This window comes from Parasalinivibrio latis (assembly GCF_036825535.1).
Classification (GTDB): Bacteria; Pseudomonadota; Gammaproteobacteria; order Enterobacterales; family Vibrionaceae; genus Parasalinivibrio; species Parasalinivibrio latis.
Map to the genome: position 1 here is coordinate 1,486,521 of NZ_CP098812.1, position 18,051 is coordinate 1,504,571.

The following is an 18,051-nucleotide window of genomic DNA, read 5'->3' on the forward strand; positions in this document are numbered from 1 at the left end:
GAAGTTTCGACTTGTTTTTCTGGATCAGGGTATGAGCTGACGCGGAATGAAGGCGACACTGCGACCCCGATCCTTGGTTATGTCGACGTTTTATCAACCAAATATCGCAGATGAGGAGAGAACATAGCACAGTTGAACCAGGGTTATCCATCAGCGTGTTACTGCAGCCGCCAAACTTCATCTAACTTTCTTAAATCTCCAACGTCTAGCCGATTTCTCACCTTCGCTTATCTTTGCGCGTTCCCTGATTAAATACACGTGATTGTCGACAATCTAGACTAAGGTCATATTCATATTGTCAACAATGTTGCTTGTAATGTATCAATGTAGTGGCTATATTATATACATGATTGCAACATTGTAGACACATTTGATTTCGGTTTAGGGTATGGATACACATATTGTCGACACAAAAAAGGGCCAGGACACATCGACAGTGTCCGGGGATACAAAGGAACAGACCAAATCGGCAAGCCTGACCGAGTGGCTGGTAGAAGCCATTGTGTGCGGGGATTTTCCAGCAGGAAGCAAGATTTCTGAACCAGAGCTGGCCAAAAAATACAGTGTCAGCCGCGGGCCCCTCCGTGAAGCGATGATGCGTGTGGAGTCACTTGGATTGGTTGAGCGTATCCCGCACGTAGGTGCCAGGGTTATTACTCTTTCACTTCAACAACTGTGTGACATTTATGCGGTGCGGGAAAGCCTTGAAGGCATGGCAGCAAGGCTGGCGTGCGAGAACATGACTGACAGCGAAATCGAGGCGCTTACAACACTTCTCGACAAGCACAGCAGGCATATACAGGAAGTGGACGGTGCTTCATATTTTCACCAGCAAGGTGACTTTGATTTCCATTACCGAATTATCAAAGCCAGTGGTAACCGAAAACTTATCAGCCTGTTGTGCGATGAGCTGTACCACCAACTACGTATGTACCGTTACCAGTCGCCGAGGTCCCATTCACGTCCGGTGAATGCCCTGAAAGAACACATCCATATTCTTGAAGCCATTCGCGAGAGGGACGGAGAGCTCGCGGAAATGCTGATGCGCCGCCATATCCAGCGCAGCCGGCAACTTATCGAATTACAACTCAATGATGAAAAGGAGAAAGCATCATGACACCCGGAGCCAAATTCCGACAGGCGGTTGCTGACAACCACCCTTTGCAGGTGGTCGGTACCGTTAATGCTTACTGTGCCATGATGGCCGAAAAAACCGGTCACCAGGCCATTTACCTCTCCGGTGGCGGGGTAGCCAATGCCTCTTACGGTCTGCCTGATCTGGGAATGACTTCGCTGAATGATGTGCTGGAAGATGTCCGCCGGATCACTGCGGCCTCTTCGTTGCCCTTGCTGGTGGATATTGATACAGGCTTCGGTGGTGCGTTCAACATTGCCCGGTCAATCCGAGAAATGGAAAAAGCCGGCGCTGCGGCTGTGCATATCGAAGACCAGGTAGCCCAGAAGCGCTGCGGTCACCGCCCGAACAAAGCCATTGTCAGTCAGGGTGAAATGGTCGACAGGGTAAAAGCAGCCGTCGATGCGCGCAACGACAGTGATTTCGTCATCATGGCCCGTACCGATGCCTTGGCTGTGGATGGCATGGATGCAGCGATCGAACGCGCAGTAGCGTGTGTTGAAGCCGGTGCAGACATGATCTTTCCGGAGGCGATGCACACACTGGAGCAATACCAGCAGTTTGTAAAAGCGGTGAAGGTGCCGGTGCTGGCGAATATCACTGAGTTCGGACAGACGCCACTTTTCAGCTGTGAAGAATTGGCTGAGTGCGGGGTCGACATGGTGCTGTATCCGCTGTCTGCATTCCGGGCGATGAACCTCGCGGCGCTGAATGTCTACCAACACCTTTTAAATGACGGTCATCAGAGGGACGTGGTGGATACCATGCAAACCCGCAATGACCTTTACGATTTTCTTAATTACCACGATTACGAACAAAAGCTGGATGCGCTGTTTGGCAAATAACAAAACCAATACGCCAGAGTTGCGATTCATTTAATAAAAGCACCAATAACAAAATAAACCCTCAATCCAAAACGTGAATACAAGGAGTCCGCTATGTCTACTTCGGCCGTAGCAGATAAAAAAGAAGGAAAAGCACTGGGAGGTGCAGGGCTGCGTGGTCAGAGCGCAGGGGAAACTGCACTGTGTACAGTTGGCAAATCCGGCAGTGGCCTCACTTACCGTGGATATGACATTTCTGAATTGGCTGCCCATGCTGAATTTGAAGAAGTGGCTTACCTGCTGCTGAAAGGGAAATTGCCAAACCAGCAGGAACTGGATGGCTACAAAACCAAGCTCAAAGCACTGCGTGGCCTGCCTCAGCCCCTTTGCTCGGCGCTGGAACAGATCCCGGCTGATGCGCACCCGATGGATGTGATGCGCACCGGTTGTTCTATGTTAGGGAACTTGCAGCAAGAAGAAGATTTTTCCCAGCAGGAAGATATTGCAGACAGCCTGCTGGCCAAGCTGCCCGGTATCATTTGTTACTGGTACCGCTTCAGCCATGATGGAGTACGCATTAACACGGCAGCCAGTGAGCTTACTACCTTGGGAGGGTATTTCCTGGAAATGCTGACAGACAAAACACCGTCTGAACTCCACAAGAACGTTATGCACTGCTCACTGATTCTGTATGCAGAGCATGAGTTCAATGCGTCCACCTTTACCGCCCGTGTCTGCGCTTCGACGCTTTCAGACCTTTATTCTTGTATTACCGGTGCTATCGGTACGCTTCGTGGTCCATTACATGGTGGTGCAAACGAGGCGGCAATGGACATGATTGAACAGTGGGACAACCCGGATCACGCGGAGCGCGAGCTGATGGATATGCTCGCCAATAAAGCCAAAGTGATGGGCTTTGGCCACGCCATCTACCGAACTTCAGATCCGCGTAATGCCCTTATTAAAGCCTGGTCAGAGAAACTGGCGGAGGATGTAGGTGACGAGCGCCTGTACCCGGTATCTGTCCGCGTAGAAGAAGTCATGTGGCGGGAGAAGAAACTGTTCCCTAATGCCGACTTTTTCCATGCTTCTGCCTATCACTTCATGGATATCCCGACCAAGCTGTTTACACCGATTTTTGTCATGAGCCGCGTAACCGGCTGGGCAGCACATGTGTTTGAGCAGCGCGCCAACAACCGGATCATCCGCCCGAGCGCGGACTATACCGGCCCCGAATATCAGGCATGGGTCCCTATTGAAGAGCGTGACTGAGCGCAGCAAACAACAAACAGAAATGACTTTAGAGACAAAGGACTGATAAGAATGAGCAACAACGTAGATTTGAATGAACGCCCACAGCCGGATGAACTGCTTGTCACCATTGCCGATTATGTCGATACCCTGGAAGTGAATTCTCAGGAGGCGTATGACACAGCGCGTAACTGCCTGATGGATACGCTGGGATGTGGCCTTCTGGCCCTGCGCTTCCCTGAGTGCACTAAACATATGGGGCCGATTGTTCCGGGTACGACTGTCCGAAACGGTGCCCGTGTTCCTGGGACGTCCCATGAACTGGACCCGGTAATGGCCGCGTTTAATATCGGTTGTATGATTCGCTGGCTCGATTTCAATGACACCTGGCTGGCAGCGGAGTGGGGACACCCGTCAGATAACCTCGGCGGAATCCTGGCAACCGCAGATTACCTCAGCCGGGTTGCGGTTTCACAGGGTAACCAGCCGCTCACCATGCGTGATGTGCTGACGGCGATGATCAAAGCCCATGAAATCCAGGGTGTACTGGCACTTGAAAACAGCTATAACCGCGTAGGTCTCGACCACGTATTGCTGGTGCGTGTGGCATCTACCGCCGTTGTTACCAAGATGCTTGGCGGCAGCCGTGATCAAATCATTGATGCGCTGTCTCAGGCATGGGTCGACGGATGCTCACTGCGTACATACCGCCATGCACCCAACGCGGGGTCACGTAAATCCTGGGCAGCAGGTGATGCAACATCCCGTGCTGTGCGTCTTGCTATGATCACTATGAAAGGTGAAATGGGTCTGCCTTCCGTACTGACTGCGCCGAAGTGGGGTTATTACGATGTGCTGTTCAAAGGTGAGTCTTTCAAGGTTAACCAGCCGTTTAACAGCTATGTAATGGAAAACGTGTTGTTCAAGATTTCCTTCCCGGCTGAATTCCATGCGCAGACGGCTGTGGAATGTGCTGTTACCCTGCACGATGCGGTGAAAAACCGTGTTGATGAGATTGACCGCATCGAAGTCACCACGCACGAATCGGCTATCCGCATCATTTCCAAAGTGGGGGATCTGGCAAACCCGGCTGACCGTGATCACTGCCTGCAGTACATGATTGCCGTCCCGCTTCTCTACGGGGATCTGGTGGCAGAGCACTATGAAGACAGCTTCCATAAAGGTGATGCGCGAATTGATGCGCTTCGCGAGAAAATGGTGATTCAGGAAGATAAGCGCTACAGCGCCGAGTACCTGGAGTCAGACAAGCGTTCGATTGCCAATGCTATCCAGGTGTTCTTCAAAGACGGCTCGAGCACAGAGAAAGTGGAAGTTGAGTACCCAATCGGCCACCGTCGTCGCCGTGAAGAAGGTATCCCGGTACTGGAGCGTAAGTTCATGCGTAACCTGCAAACCCGCTTCCCACAGGGCACTTGTCAGACGATCTTTGACCTCTGCCTGGATCAGGAAAAACTGGAAGCTACCCCGGTTCACGAGTTTATGGACCTGTTTGCTATTAATTAACCCATCAGAAATTACTCAAATGCGCTAAAGACGCATCCTGATACCAATTGGATTAATCAGTCTGGTTGGTACGAATATCCCGGCCGGAGAAGGATTCCGGCCGGACTTCAATGAGGACGCTGTTATGCCATCTACACGCGCGTTACCAGCAGGGGCGAATTACCAGGAAACATTTCGCTTTGCTGCAGAACACCCTGAAGACTTCTGGCGCCAGCAGGCGCAAAAACTGGAGTGGTTCCAATTCCCGGAAACCATCCTGTCCAAAGATGAAAACGGTATAGACCGCTGGTTTGCTGACGGCCAGATGAATACCGCCTACCTGGCGCTGGACTACCATGTTGAAAATGGCCGAGCTGACCAGACTGCCCTGATTTATGACTCCCCGGTAACCGGAAAGAAAGCCCGTTACAGCTACCTGGCCCTGAGAGATCAGGTGGCAAAAACCGCGGGTATGTTGGCAGACCTTGGCGTTGGCAAAGGTGACCGGGTGGTTATCTATATGCCAATGATTCCCGAAGCCGCCATTGCGATGCTGGCCTGCGCCCGGCTTGGGGCGATTCACTCGGTAGTTTTCGGAGGCTTTGCTCCCCATGAACTTGCGGTGCGGATTGAAGATGCCGAGCCAAAGGTATTGCTGACGGCATCATGCGGGATAGAGATAGAAAAAGTTATCGCCTATAAACCTTTGGTGGACAAAGCGGTGATGGACAGCCGCTGGAAACCGGACAACGTTGTTGTGTGGCAGCGTAATGAATGCCGGGCTTCGCTTGACCATGAAAGAGATCGGGACTGGTCGGCACTGCTTGCCAATTCTGAGCCGGTAGGGTGTACACCGGTCAACGCCACGGATCCGCTCTATATCCTTTATACATCGGGCACCACCGGCAAGCCGAAAGGAGTCGTGCGAGACAATGGCGGGCATGCAGTTGCCATGAAGTACAGCATGGACGCCATTTATAATGTGACACCGGGCGAAGTTTATTGGGCTGCCTCTGACGTAGGTTGGGTAGTAGGGCACTCCTACATCGTTTACGCTCCTCTGATTCATGGCTGTACCACCATCATGTTTGAAGGCAAACCGGTTCGCACACCGGATCCGGGCGCGTTCTGGCGGGTCTGTGATGAGTATGGTGTGTCGATTCTTTTCTCTGCGCCAACGGCTTTCCGGGCTATCAAGAAAGAAGATCCGGACGGGAAGCATCTGAACCAATTTCCTATGGATTCTCTGCGGCAGATATTCATGGCCGGGGAGCGTCTGGATCCGCCGACACTGGAGTGGGTAGAAGAAAAGACCGGCCGTCCGGTTGTTGACCACTGGTGGCAAACAGAAACCGGCTGGGCGATTTCATCTAACCCGCTCGGTGTGGAATCCTTTGAAATCAAACCGGGCTCCTCTACCAAACCCACACCGGGTTACCAGGTTGAAGTACTGAATGAAGCGGGCGAACCGGTACCCGCCGGGCAGCAGGGCTATATAGCGATTAAACGCCCTATGCCGCCAAGTTGTTTGCCGACGGTCTGGCGTAACCACGACAGGTTTGAAACCGGCTATCTTAGCCAATTCCCGGGATATTACGTCTCCGGTGACGGCGGCTATATCGACGAAGATGGCTACCTGTTTGTGATGGGCCGGATTGATGATGTTATAAACGTTGCCGGACATCGTCTTTCAACGGGAGAAATGGAAGAGGTCGTTGGCGGTCATGAAGCAGTGGCGGAATGTGCGGTAATCGGTATTCATGATGACCTCAAAGGCCAGATGCCGCTGGGATTGGTAGTACTGAAAGATGGCTACCATTCAGACAATGGATCGATTGAAGCTGAGCTGGTGGAAAAGGTGCGTCAGCAGATAGGTGCGGTGGCCTGTTTTAAGCGAGCAGTGGTAGTGAGCCGGTTACCTAAAACCCGTTCCGGAAAAATCCTTCGTCGGATCCTTCGCCAGATTGCGGACGGTGAAAGCTACACCGTTCCCTCAACCATTGACGATCCGAGCAGCCTGGATGAAGTATCTAATGCACTGAGGTAAAAAAATGCCCCATAGGCAGGCAAACCTGCATGTATATGGGGCACCTTTTTCAGACATCGTTCTTTAACGTATAACCTTATCCGTTGCGATCACCTGTTAAACAAGGTTTTCTCCTGATTGGGAGAAACTGGCACAAACTTCGCAAATGAGTAGCGGTAGGGTTATTCGTTACTTCCAGTTTTCTGGCACCGGTTTCTTGTCCGCTACCCACAGGGCAGGGAGCCGGTTTTTTTAGTTCTGGTTTACGTATGCCTTAAAACGGGCCTTGGTTGCATCATCTGCCTTGTTGTACCAAAACAACAGCATCTCTTCAGCTACATTCTCACCATCTTTTACCGTTACAGGTGTTGTTGCATTACCGACGTTGTCAGGCAACGTGATCGTTACAGTATGCAGGGAAGCAGGATGGTCTTCTGCGTTAAACCGAGACAGTTCTGACACCAAATCACGGCCGATTTGTACACCATGGTTAATCAGTTTGCCCTGAGTGAATCCAATTGCTTCGCCTTCACCATTAACCAAGCCCCATTGTGGGTCTTTATTGAATGCCTTCGCTTCGTCAATACGGCGGAACTCCGGGAATTTGAAACTGACACTGGTATCGGTGGCGTCGAACTTGGCAACAATCACATCAGACTCAAAGTTAGTCTGGTTTTTTCCGCTGCGAAATGCGGTGACATAACGGAATGCGATTTGCTGGGTACCATCAGGCAGGACTACATCAGCATTTTGGTCAAACATTGGACGGGAATATTCTTTTCCGTTTACAACCAGAAGATCGACATTCTGGTTTAGTTTCAAATCAACCTGGGCAGCAGCAGGAAAAGCAGTTGCAGCAACAATAGCACCTGCGAGAATAGCCTTTTTCATTATTATGTCCTTTTGGTGGAGCATTAAATTTGGCACATATGCTACACCGTATTGATTCGATGGAAAAATAAAACCCCGGCCGTCTGAAAGAACGTACCGGGGTTGAGAATAAGTCAGGCTAGTGGGCCAGGATAATCAGACCACTGTACAGGCAAATCCTTTGAGGTAGAAACCTTCTGGGTAAGCACTGTCGACCGGGTGATCGGCGGCCTGTGCGAACCGTTCGGTAAACATCACCTTGCGGTGGGCATCCAAAGCAGCATCGGCAATGATTTTCTGGAACAGGTTCTGGTCCATCAGGCCTGAGCATGAGTAGGTAAGCAGTGTGCCACCCGGCTTGAGGATTTGCATCGCCAGCATGTTGATATCTTTGTAGCCACGGCATGCCCCAGTCAATTGTGCTTTAGATTCTGCAAACTTTGGCGGGTCCATGATGACGACATCAAACAGCTCACCGGCATCGCGGTAATCTCGCAGCAACTTGAACACATCAGCGTTCAGGAACTGTGCGCGAGACAGGTCGAAACCATTGGTTTCTGCGTTCTGCTTGGCGCGGTCAAGCGCTGGCTGGGAAACGTCAACGTTAATGACTTCCGCAGCATTACCTTTCAGAGCATACAAGCCGAAACCGCCGGTATAACAGAAGCAGTTCAGGACACGTTTGCCATCAACGTATTTCACGGCAGCCTGACGGCTGTCGCGCTGGTCGAGGTAAAAACCGGTTTTATGTCCGCCGGCAATGTCTACACCGATCTTGATACCGTTTTCTTCGATGAGTACATGATCTGAAGGGGCTTCACCGTGCAGGACACCGGTACGCAGTTTCAAGCCTTCTTTCTTACGCACTGCAACGTCGGAGCGCTCATAGATATTGCAATCTGGGAAGCAGGTTTTGAGTGCCTCGACCAATGCGTCTTTCTGTGCTTCTGCACCGGCACTTAAAAGTTGGCAAACCAGGAAGTTGTCGTAACGGTCAATGGTGATACCCGGAAGGCCGTCAGATTCGGCGGCAATCAGACGGTAACCTGTCAGCCCGTCACGTGCGATGATTGAATTGCGCAGTGCCTGAGCATCATTAATACGCTTAACAAAGAACGCGGTATCAATGGCTTCGTCTTCAAAGGTCCAGATACGTACGCGGATCTGGGAGTTTGGGGAAAATGCCCCACGAGCCAGCCATTTGCCCTGGTGATCGAATACGTCCACGGTCTCACCGAGGGAAGGCTTGCCTTCTACTCTCTGGATACCACGGGAAAAAATCCAGGGATGACGGCGCAGGACTGACTTTTCACGTCCTTTCACCAGATAAACTGACGCAACCATGATGATTCTCTGTTAGTTGTAGTTTGGAGGGTGCGTATTGTCGGGGAAGCGCGGGGATTTTGCAAACCGGTAAAGTGCGGGGGAAACATGCCGAGTGTAAGTCTCGGCATGTGGAGTTACCATATCAGGCCTTGAGGCCATCCATCAGTGTTTGCAGTTTACTTGCTTGATCACTCAGGGCAGCTATGTCGTCGGCTGTCTGGTGCATCATTTCAGTTATCTGGTTTGCCTGGGTGCGGACATGTTCTACATCTGAGGCGATGTTTTCTGCCACTCCGCCCTGCTGCTCAGCCGCTGCTGCAATTTCTGCGCTGCGGTCGGCAATATTCTGGCTTCGGTCGGTTATCTGGCTGATTTCTGCATCAATGTGCTGCATGAGGGATTCACTGTTGTCAGCATTGTGTACGGTATCTTCCATAACCGTTTTAAGGTGCTGGCTGTTGGCCTGAAGGGCTTCAATCATCTTCTGGATCTCAACGGTCGCATCCTGTGTTCTGCTGGCGAGCGTGCGCACTTCATCAGCAACAACGGCAAAACCCCGTCCCTGCTCACCAGCTCGTGCTGCTTCAATAGCAGCATTCAAAGCGAGCAGGTTGGTCTGCTGGGAGATGCTTTGGATTGTCGCAACGACTGAATCGATTTGGCCTGCTTTTTCATCAAGGGTAACGACAGCACTGGCAGCTTCTGAAATTTCTTCACTGAGGGCTTTCATTGCTGTTAGGGTGTCAGCAACCTGCTGACGCCCATGGCGCGATGCATCGGTGGCTTGCAGGGTTTCGTCTGAGGTGTTCTGGGCATTGCCTGCCACCGTGCGAATAGAACCAGCCATCTCTTCTGTCGCGCTTGCCAGTGAATTCAGGTATTGCTGTTGTGAGTCGGCCAGTTTTTCGCTTTGCTTACTTCGTGCCATCAAATCCTGGGAAAGGCTGTCCAGCATTGCGTTCGCCTGCCGTGTCGCCAGTACAAGTTCATTTTCACGCTCGGCAACTTTGTCGATTGTGATAGCGATGGTGCTGAACTCATCCCTTACCGGGTAAAAGTTCAACCGGCTTGTCAGGTCGCCATCCGCCAGTTTTTTCAGGGCGCTGTAAGTGGAGTACATAGCACCGCCGATAAACGTCATGGTGTAGTAAACCAGCATCAGCATAACGAATAGCAAAACTGACGTCATTACAAGGTGTGACGTTGTCACATATTCCAGAAGGCTATCATTTTTGACAACATTGATGCTGTAAGACTGACCGTTGACAGGAAGGCTGATGTCGCCATGGGTTCCACCAGTTACAAATGAAGAGTTGGCAAGTAACCTGGCTGCATCCCGTTCTGGAATGTCATATTGGCTTAGAATTTGGCTGATAGCCTTTGCCTCGTTCTCCAGCAACGTGTTGTGGCGGTTGTCCGATGCGCTGTAGAGCATCATTGCGACTGCCAACAGTGCGATGATGGGGGAGACAAAAATCAGGTAGAATTTTTCCTGGAGAGTAAGGTGGATCAGGTATTTATCGATCCATCGAAAAGCTATTTCTTTCATTAGATAGACCCGTACTGCTAGATTAGTGTGAGCAGTGTAATGTATTTACATGCATAGGCATTTAAGTGAACACTCAGGAGGTGACGAATGTCACGCATATGTGTGCTAGCTAAGGTTTCTGGCCATGTTCAGGGGGTGGGGTTTCGATATCACACTGCGCATGAAGGGTTGAAACTGGGTTTAACCGGTTATGCCAAAAACCTGGCTGATGGTGATGTCGAAGTGCTGGCTTGTGGGCAACAGTCAGACGTTCAGGTGTTGTTAAGGTGGCTGGAAAACGGGCCCAGAACCGCAACCGTGGATCATCTTGAAACAGAAGAAGTTGACTGGCGACATGTTGAAGGTTTCAGTATCCGGTGAGTAAGCAAAAGCGGGCAACCCGCCCGCATTTTCCTATTCGTTTAGGTATCTGTTGGAAATAAGAAAAGCCACTTACATTCGGGTCAAATAACCGTGAGGCCAAAGGCGCTGAGAACAAGAGAGACCGCTCGTTCTGCAGAGACATTCCCTCTATCCAAAAATGGATTCAACTCCACCAGATCCATGGAGGTCATTTGTTGAGTCTCTGCGCATTTTTCAAGGAGTAAATGGGCCTCGCGATAGGAAACTCCCCCTGGTACCAATGTGCCGGATCCCGGCATTACTTCGGGGTCACAACCATCAACGTCGAAACTGATATGGAAGCCCGCAGTGTTTTTCGTCACTATTTCAATGATCTCATCACTGACTCGGCTCATTCCCAGCTCGTCAATATCACGCATGCTATAGACGTTGATGCCAGATTGTTTAATGAGTTCCTTTTCTTTTGAATCAATGTCCCTGACACCAACGAGAACAACATTTTCCGGTTTTATCTTTGTATTTTGGCTGAGAATGCCGGTGAATGCCTTGTCCCCGTAGCCGAGCAAGTGAGCAAGAGGCATCCCATGTACATTGCCAGACGGTGAAATTCCTGGAATATTCATATCCGCATGAGCATCAAACCAAATTAACCCTAAGTCTTTATTTTGCTGTTGGTAATAGTCAGCAATTCCAGAGATGGAGCCCATTGCTATCGAGTGGTCACCCCCGACCACCAAGGGGATGCCACCCTTTGCCAGGGCATCTTGAGTCACAGTGGCGAGATCTTGGCAAACTTGCAGTATCTCGCCCCTGAATCGCATTTCGCTGATCGTGTTAACCGGCCTGGACTCTTGGGAAGGGACGGGAATATCGATGTCCTGTAAGACCTGATACCCCAAGTGTCTCAATTGTTCTCTCAATCCTGCTATACGAACTGCGGAAAGCCCGCCATCAGTTCCCCGGCGAGAAGCCCCTAAATCCAAGGGAACGCCGATAATTTGAATAGGTTTTTCTGGTTGTTTTTTCAAAATCTTCCCTCCGTTCCTGCCCGCGCACATTTCCATAATATGGCTGAATTTAAATAATAATTGCTACTCAGGAAAAAGTGGAAAGAAGCCAAAGCCAACTAATGAAAGCAGTAACAGATTCTCACTGAAGAAACAGACCGTGTTGAGGTAGAAGGCTGGGTGTATGAATGATGGGATGGGGTAAGCGTAAAAGAAAAAGAAGCGGGTGAAAAGCCCACTTCTTTTTATCCGGCAAAGTGCACTTTGCTTAAATACATTTTACTGGCTTAGGGAGCCCTGCCAGTTTCGTTGCTTGCTTCGCTGGTCCCTTAGGGAAGAGTTTGTAAAGGTAACGGCTGCTGCCTTTGTCCGGGCCATATTTTTGACCCATTGCCTTTACTAACATGCGGATAGCCGGTGAAGTATTAAACTCCTGATAGAACTCCCGTACAAAGTGTATAACTTCCCAATGGGCGTCAGTCAGCTCGATCCCTTCCTGTTCAGCCAAAACCGGAACCAGTGTTTCATCCCAGTCGTGAATGTCTTTCAGGTAGCCCTGGGAATCAGTTTCGATTTCTTTGCCATTTGCAATCAGCATGTTTTACCTCTGTGGTGCGTTACTCGCAGCAAAGGATAATGCTGTATACGGAGAGGCGTAAAGTGTTTCTGGTGTACAGATAAAGAAAAAGCACCCGCAGGTGCTTTTCTTATAATTGGTTTGACGATTAATCGTCACCGCCCATGAAGCCAATCAGTTGAAGCAGGCTCAGGAACAGGTTGTAGATAGATACGTACAGAGTGATGGTAGCGGAGATGTAGTTAGTCTCACCACCACGAATGATTTGCTGGGTAGTCAACAGGATTGCACCGGTTGAGAACAGCACAAACAGGCCACTCAGTGCCAGTGAAATCATTGGCATCTGCAGGAACATATTAGCAATCACACCAACCAGCAGAACCACAAAACCTGCCATCAGCATTCCACCGAGGAAAGACAGGTCACGCTTGGTTGTCAATGCGTAAGCTGAACACGCCATGAAGGTCAGGGCTGTACCGCCTAGCGCCGGAGCAATTGCCCAACCGAGGCCAGCACCAATATACATGTTCAGGATTGGTCCCAGGGTATAACCCAGGAAACCGGTAAACAGGAAAGTAAATACCAGACCCATACTGTTGTTACGGTTCTTTTCGGTCAGGAAAAGCAGGCCGTAAAAACCAACCAATGTAATGATGATGCCTGGGTATGGCAGGTTCAGCGCCATCGCCGTGCCGGCTACAAGTGCAGACCAAGCCAGCGTGAGACCCAACAGAAAATAGGTATTACGCAGTACGCGGTTTGTTGACAGTACGCCTTCACTGGTTTGATAACCAGAATCGACACGTGGATTCATAACGCTCTCCCCTTAGGGTTAGTTCCAATCTATTAGCACTAATATGGTGGCTTAATCATTATGGTTCAAGCCCACCACTTAAATTTTACAAACTGCCTTAGCTAAAATCATAGCGAAAAGCGAAGTGTTTGTTATTGATAAGTTGTAAATACTTGTTACCAGGAAATATGTGCAACAGGTATATCCGGAATATATCAAATTCTCAGTGGTCAAAGCATTGAATAATTGCAAGAAAAGAGGGGCATTTCGTGATGCCCCTCTTGAATAGTGCTTTTAATCAATGGTGGAGAATCTGGCTGAGGAACAACTGGGTCCGATCTGACTGTGGGTTTTCGAAGAAGTCGGTTGGATTGTTTTCTTCGATGATCTCACCAGCATCCATAAAGATAACCCGGTCGGCGACCTGTTTAGCGAAGCCCATCTCGTGGGTTACGCAAAGCATAGTCATCCCTTCATTTGCCAGTTCAACCATAACATCCAACACTTCACGGACCATTTCTGGATCCAGTGCCGATGTAGGTTCATCAAACAGCATTACTTCCGGGCTCATACACAGAGAGCGGGCGATAGCCACACGCTGTTGCTGACCGCCGGAAAGCTGTCCAGGGAACTTGTTAGCCTGATCCGGGATTTTTACGCGTTCCAGATACTTCATTGCAATTGCTTCTGCTTCTTTCTGCGGTTTTTTCTGAACCCAGATAGGTGCAAGGGTGCAATTTTGCAGAACAGTAAGGTGCGGAAACAGGTTGAAGTGCTGGAAGCACATGCCAACTTCGCGCCGAACATTTTCTATATTTTTAAGGTCGTCAGTCAGTTCAGTGCCGCTGACAATGATCTGACCTTTTTGATGCTCTTCAAGACGGTTGATACAGCGGATCATGGTTGACTTACCAGAGCCGGATGGGCCACAGATAACGATCTTTTCGCCTTTTGTGACTTCCAGGTTGATATTTTTCAACACATGAAACTGGCCATACCATTTGTTCATATCCTTAATGCGGATAACAGGATTTGTATCTGTTGTCATAACTGCCTTCCCTGATTCCTATCGCTTATGACCAGTGTGTAACTTGTTCTCCAGGTAAATACTGTAACGGGACATACCGAAACAGAATACCCAGAACACCAAAGCAACGAATACATAGCTTTCTGTTGCAAAGCCCAGCCATTCGGGGTCCGTCGTTGCAGCCTGACCCACTCCCAGAACATCGAACATGCCAATAATCAATACCAGGCTGGTATCTTTAAACAGACCGATAAAGGTGTTCACAATCGAAGGAATGGTGATCTTGAGCGCCTGAGGAAGAATGATTAAACCCATCTTTTTCCAGTAGCTCAGGCCAAGTGCATCTGCTGCTTCATATTGACCTTTTGGTATGGCCTGTAAGCCACCGCGTATCACTTCAGCCATATACGCCGAAGAGAACATGACTACACCAATAAGTGCGCGGATAAGCTTGTCAGTTTCCGCTTCGCCTGACATAAACAGGGGAAGCATCACCGAAGCCATAAACAGTACCGTGATGAGTGGAACGCCGCGCCATACCTCAATGTAGACAGTACAGATACTGCGGATAATTGGCATATCAGACCGGCGTCCAAGTGCCAGTACGACGCCGATAGGCAGTGATACGACAATACCGACAATGGCAATGATCAACGTGACAAGCAAGCCGCCCCACAGGTGGGTATCGACTACTTCCATGCCAAAGATGCCACCGTACAGCAATGCTGCTGCGACAAATGGGAAAATATTGACGAATACCATCCAAATGGCGAAACGGCGGGGCGTTTTCTCATAGGCCAACAGAACGACAAACACTGCCAAAATTGCGTAGAAAAGCTTGGGTCGCCACAGTTCAGCCGCAGGATAGAATCCAAACATGAACTGGGTAAAACGCGCCTTGATAAACACCCAGCAGGCGCCTTCTCGAGAGCATGCGTCCCGGGTGGAACCTACCCAATCAGCATTCAGAAAGGCCCAGTTAACGACATAGACAACTCCTTGAAATGCCAGGTAGGCAAGAATCAGGGTGACGATGCTGTTTGCCGGGGATGAAAATAGATTTTTTCGTAACCAGCCCACGAGACCTACGGTATTGGCAGGAGGTGGAAGATCCGGTTGAAATTCGTGTTGCCTTGCCATGATCTTACCTCTCCACCAGTGCCACTTTTGCGTTATAGATGTTCATCAACAGTGAAGTCAAAAGACTCAGCGTCAGATAAACAGCCATTGTCATGGCAATGATCTCAATTGCCTGACCTGTTTGGTTAAGCGTTGTTCCGGCAAACACGGAAACAAGGTCCGGATAGCCGATTGCCATAGCGAGTGATGAGTTTTTGGTAAGGTTCAGGTATTGGCTGGTCAGAGGCGGGATGATAATCCTCATTGCCTGAGGGATAACAACCAGACGCAATGTCTTTCCTCGTGGCAATCCCAAAGCTTGAGCCGCTTCTGTCTGCCCGTGGTTTACTGCGTTAATACCGGAGCGGACAATTTCAGCAATGAACGATGCGGTGTAGATAGACAGCGCTAGAACAAGGGCCGCAAGTTCCGGGATAACACTGATGCCTCCCCGGAAGTTAAAGCCTTTCAACTCGGGGTATTCAAGGGAAACAGGCATCCCCATCACAAAGTACATCAGCAATGGAAGGCCCACGATTAGAGCTGTACAAACAGCCAAAACCGGACTTTGTTCGCCTGTAAGCTTCTGTTTGTTCTTCGCCCAGCGAGCATACAAAATGGCACCGATAACAGCCAACGCAAAAGCGAAGAAGATTACGGAAGCGCCATCACCGAAAACCGGAGCCGGGAAGTAAAGCCCACGTACGTTCAAAAACACCGCCTCACCAAGACTCATACTCTGTCTGGGCGAAGGAAGTGCTTGAAGTACAGCGAAGTACCAAAAGAAGATTTGAAGCAAAAGCGGGATATTACGAAACGTTTCAATATAAACCGCTGCGAATCGGCTCACCAGCCAGTTGCTGGAAAGTCGAGCAATACCCATGATAAAACCCAGAACTGTCGCGAGTATGATTCCGAGAACAGAAACAAGCGCGGTGTTCAGGAGTCCAACAACGAACGTTCTGCCGTAAGAGAACGTTTCATCGTATTCAACGAGTGTTAAGCCAATGCCAAAGCCTGCTTCCTCTGAAAGGAAGTCGAATCCGGTTTCAATACCCCGGGCGTCGAGATTGACAAGCGCGTTGTTTACGATCGTGTAGAAAAAGAAAAGCAAACCACCAATTGCTAAGGCCTGAAATACGACAGACCTAAAGACCGGATTGTATAGAAGGCTCTGCTTTTTATCTGGAGCACGGTCGGACGACATTATCTCTTGGGCAGTTTTATTAGGAGCCATACAACTACCTCAGTTCCTACATGGTTTAAAGGAGGCACAAAGTGCCTCCATACATATGTCGAGATTTCAGTTCAATCCATTAGCGGATTGGTGGCGCATACATGATGCCGCCCTGGTTCCAAAGTGCATTCAGACCGCGGGAGATGTTGAGAGGTGAGTCAGTGCCTACTGTGCGCTGGAAGCTTTCACCATAGTTACCCACCTGCTTGACGATCTGGTAGCCCCAATCATCAGACAGGTTCAGACCTTTACCTTTTGGACCATCCAGACCCAGCAGACGCTTGATGTTTGGATCGTTAGATTTCAGCATTTCATCTACGTTTGCAGACGTCACACCAAACTCCTCAGCGTTTACCATTGCAATCAGAGACCAACGAACAATGTTGAACCAGTTGTCATCACCCTGGCGAACGACCGGACCCAGAGGCTCTTTGGAGATAATCTCAGGCAGAACCACCGCTGAGTTTGGGTCAGCAAGGTTCAGGCGAAGAGCATACAGACCTGATTGGTCAGTGGTCAGCACGTCACAACGACCTGCTTCGAAGCCCTTGGAAGTTTGTGCAGAGGTATCGAATACCACTGGCTCGTAGCTCATACCGTTTACACGGAAGTAATCTGCCAGGTTCAGCTCAGTTGTGGTTCCTGACTGAACACACACAGCGGCACCATCGAGTTCTTTGGCACTGCTCACGCCCAGATCTTTCTTAACCATAAAACCCTGACCGTCATAGTAGTTAACGCCGGCAAAGTTGAGGCCGAGGGTCGTATCACGTTGAAGAGTCCAGGTGGTGTTGCGCGAGAGGATGTCAATCTCACCAGACTGCAGCGCAGTGAAACGCTCTTTAGCAGTGAGCGGGATAAATTTAACTTTTGATTTGTCGCCCAGCGTGGCTGCTGCAACCGCTTGGCAGAATTCTACGTCAATGCCTTCCCATTCGCCTTTGGCGTTGGGGTTGGAGAAACCTGGAAGACCAGTACTAACACCACAGCTAACGTATCCTTGTTTCTTGACTTTATCCAAGGTCTCGTTTGCTGCAGCTGGCATGGTAACCAGCGCTGCAGATGCCGCTACTGCTGCGACAAGCGCTTTGATTTTAGTCATGTTTCCTTCCTGTATTGTCCTGTGTTGTTGTAAAAGGATTGCCTCGAGGCCAATCCAAAATGGTGCGTATAGTGTTTGCTTATGCAGATTATGCGTGCGACTAATCAATAATTGATTAAAGACACATTTTTTTAACATTTCTGAGTATAGAGATTTTGAGTATTTCGTCCAGTGGTCAGACGTCGACTGGATCACGTATTTTGTTAAGAGAAGTTAAAAACTTTGTTTTCATAAAGAGTGCGTTGCATGGATTGCAACGTGTGAAATTGAGTTACGCAATGTTGTCAGGGGATTTCACTCATTTGTGCATTTTTGAATTATGGAAAACCTTAGTGAAAGTGCCGTTTTATTTTGGGTGGCACT

General features: G+C 49.6%; 16 protein-coding genes. 6 read left to right on the forward strand and 10 right to left on the reverse strand.

Features of this window, described 5'->3' with window-relative positions; translation table 11 throughout:
- The first annotated feature begins 388 nt into the window (after positions 1-388).
- From NF212_RS07155 to NF212_RS07175, 5 genes are all read left to right on the forward strand, one after another.
- Positions 389-1,117, forward strand: a complete 729-nt coding sequence (locus NF212_RS07155; RefSeq protein WP_434360126.1) for a GntR family transcriptional regulator — start codon at positions 389-391, stop codon at positions 1,115-1,117.
- A complete protein-coding gene (prpB, locus tag NF212_RS07160; RefSeq protein WP_434360128.1) occupies positions 1,114-1,980 on the forward strand; it encodes a methylisocitrate lyase in 867 nt (288 codons plus the stop codon). The genes NF212_RS07155 and prpB overlap by 4 nt, the downstream gene beginning before the upstream one ends.
- 93 nt (positions 1,981-2,073) lie before the next feature.
- Positions 2,074-3,231: a bifunctional 2-methylcitrate synthase/citrate synthase gene (prpC, locus tag NF212_RS07165; protein ID WP_434360130.1), complete on the forward strand. Its 1,158-nt coding sequence runs from the start codon at positions 2,074-2,076 to the stop codon at positions 3,229-3,231.
- 51 nt (positions 3,232-3,282) lie between these two features.
- Entirely contained in the window at positions 3,283-4,734 is a 1,452-nt protein-coding gene (locus NF212_RS07170; RefSeq protein ID WP_434360132.1) for a bifunctional 2-methylcitrate dehydratase/aconitate hydratase, read from the forward strand.
- A gap of 124 nt (positions 4,735-4,858) precedes the next feature.
- Positions 4,859-6,760 carry a propionyl-CoA synthetase gene (locus NF212_RS07175; RefSeq protein WP_434360134.1) on the forward strand — a complete coding sequence of 634 codons (1,902 nt, stop codon included), beginning with the start codon at positions 4,859-4,861 and terminating at the stop codon, positions 6,758-6,760.
- A 231-nt stretch (positions 6,761-6,991) separates the two neighbouring features.
- On the opposite strand, the gene NF212_RS07180 is transcribed toward NF212_RS07175, so the two are convergent.
- The 3 genes from NF212_RS07180 to NF212_RS07190 all read right to left on the reverse strand — a co-directional run bounded on the left by NF212_RS07180 (position 6,992) and on the right by NF212_RS07190 (position 10,484).
- Positions 6,992-7,630 (reverse strand): YccT family protein, encoded by a 639-nt coding sequence (locus tag NF212_RS07180; RefSeq protein ID WP_434360136.1) that lies wholly within the window; start codon positions 7,628-7,630, stop codon positions 6,992-6,994.
- A 135-nt stretch (positions 7,631-7,765) separates the two neighbouring features.
- Positions 7,766-8,953 (reverse strand): class I SAM-dependent methyltransferase, encoded by a 1,188-nt coding sequence (locus tag NF212_RS07185; protein ID WP_434360138.1) that lies wholly within the window; start codon positions 8,951-8,953, stop codon positions 7,766-7,768.
- A 124-nt stretch (positions 8,954-9,077) separates the two neighbouring features.
- Positions 9,078-10,484 carry a methyl-accepting chemotaxis protein gene (locus tag NF212_RS07190; protein ID WP_434360140.1) on the reverse strand — a complete coding sequence of 469 codons (1,407 nt, stop codon included), beginning with the start codon at positions 10,482-10,484 and terminating at the stop codon, positions 9,078-9,080.
- Positions 10,485-10,571: 87 nt separating this feature from the next.
- Here NF212_RS07190 and yccX point away from each other — a divergent pair, with 87 nt between their 5' ends.
- On the forward strand, positions 10,572-10,844 hold the full coding sequence (gene yccX / locus NF212_RS07195) for an acylphosphatase (RefSeq protein WP_434360142.1): 273 nt from the start codon (positions 10,572-10,574) through the stop codon (positions 10,842-10,844).
- Between the two features lie 83 nt (positions 10,845-10,927).
- Here the strand turns inward: yccX and rocF are convergent, their stop codons facing one another.
- From rocF to NF212_RS07230, 7 genes are all read right to left on the reverse strand, one after another.
- On the reverse strand, positions 10,928-11,854 hold the full coding sequence (gene rocF / locus NF212_RS07200; RefSeq protein WP_434360144.1) for an arginase: 927 nt from the start codon (positions 11,852-11,854) through the stop codon (positions 10,928-10,930).
- Positions 11,855-12,101: 247 nt separating this feature from the next.
- On the reverse strand, positions 12,102-12,431 hold the full coding sequence (locus NF212_RS07205) for a TusE/DsrC/DsvC family sulfur relay protein (protein WP_434360146.1): 330 nt from the start codon (positions 12,429-12,431) through the stop codon (positions 12,102-12,104).
- 127 nt (positions 12,432-12,558) lie between these two features.
- On the reverse strand, positions 12,559-13,224 hold the full coding sequence (locus NF212_RS07210) for a Bax inhibitor-1/YccA family protein (protein ID WP_434360148.1): 666 nt from the start codon (positions 13,222-13,224) through the stop codon (positions 12,559-12,561).
- 277 nt (positions 13,225-13,501) lie between these two features.
- On the reverse strand, positions 13,502-14,251 hold the full coding sequence (locus NF212_RS07215) for an amino acid ABC transporter ATP-binding protein (protein ID WP_434360150.1): 750 nt from the start codon (positions 14,249-14,251) through the stop codon (positions 13,502-13,504).
- Between the two features lie 18 nt (positions 14,252-14,269).
- On the reverse strand, positions 14,270-15,370 hold the full coding sequence (locus NF212_RS07220; RefSeq protein WP_434360152.1) for an amino acid ABC transporter permease: 1,101 nt from the start codon (positions 15,368-15,370) through the stop codon (positions 14,270-14,272).
- 4 nt (positions 15,371-15,374) lie between these two features.
- On the reverse strand, positions 15,375-16,586 hold the full coding sequence (locus tag NF212_RS07225) for an amino acid ABC transporter permease (RefSeq protein ID WP_434360154.1): 1,212 nt from the start codon (positions 16,584-16,586) through the stop codon (positions 15,375-15,377).
- A gap of 79 nt (positions 16,587-16,665) precedes the next feature.
- Positions 16,666-17,688 (reverse strand): amino acid ABC transporter substrate-binding protein, encoded by a 1,023-nt coding sequence (locus NF212_RS07230; protein ID WP_434360156.1) that lies wholly within the window; start codon positions 17,686-17,688, stop codon positions 16,666-16,668.
- Between the last annotated feature and the right edge of the window lie 363 nt (positions 17,689-18,051).

Coding starts and splice junctions, on each gene's coding strand:
- NF212_RS07205 (WP_434360146.1), bottom strand. CDS start 12,431: ATGCTGATTGCAAATGGCAAAGAAATCGAAACTGATTCCCAGGGCTAC.
- NF212_RS07230 (WP_434360156.1), bottom strand. CDS start 17,688: ATGACTAAAATCAAAGCGCTTGTCGCAGCAGTAGCGGCATCTGCAGCG.
- NF212_RS07185 (WP_434360138.1), bottom strand. CDS start 8,953: ATGGTTGCGTCAGTTTATCTGGTGAAAGGACGTGAAAAGTCAGTCCTG.
- yccX (WP_434360142.1), top strand. CDS start 10,572: ATGTCACGCATATGTGTGCTAGCTAAGGTTTCTGGCCATGTTCAGGGG.
- NF212_RS07210 (WP_434360148.1), bottom strand. CDS start 13,224: ATGAATCCACGTGTCGATTCTGGTTATCAAACCAGTGAAGGCGTACTG.
- NF212_RS07155 (WP_434360126.1), top strand. CDS start 389: ATGGATACACATATTGTCGACACAAAAAAGGGCCAGGACACATCGACA.
- prpC (WP_434360130.1), top strand. CDS start 2,074: ATGTCTACTTCGGCCGTAGCAGATAAAAAAGAAGGAAAAGCACTGGGA.
- NF212_RS07225 (WP_434360154.1), bottom strand. CDS start 16,586: ATGGCTCCTAATAAAACTGCCCAAGAGATAATGTCGTCCGACCGTGCT.
- prpB (WP_434360128.1), top strand. CDS start 1,114: ATGACACCCGGAGCCAAATTCCGACAGGCGGTTGCTGACAACCACCCT.
- NF212_RS07190 (WP_434360140.1), bottom strand. CDS start 10,484: ATGAAAGAAATAGCTTTTCGATGGATCGATAAATACCTGATCCACCTT.
- NF212_RS07220 (WP_434360152.1), bottom strand. CDS start 15,370: ATGGCAAGGCAACACGAATTTCAACCGGATCTTCCACCTCCTGCCAAT.
- NF212_RS07170 (WP_434360132.1), top strand. CDS start 3,283: ATGAGCAACAACGTAGATTTGAATGAACGCCCACAGCCGGATGAACTG.
- NF212_RS07215 (WP_434360150.1), bottom strand. CDS start 14,251: ATGACAACAGATACAAATCCTGTTATCCGCATTAAGGATATGAACAAA.
- NF212_RS07175 (WP_434360134.1), top strand. CDS start 4,859: ATGCCATCTACACGCGCGTTACCAGCAGGGGCGAATTACCAGGAAACA.
- NF212_RS07180 (WP_434360136.1), bottom strand. CDS start 7,630: ATGAAAAAGGCTATTCTCGCAGGTGCTATTGTTGCTGCAACTGCTTTT.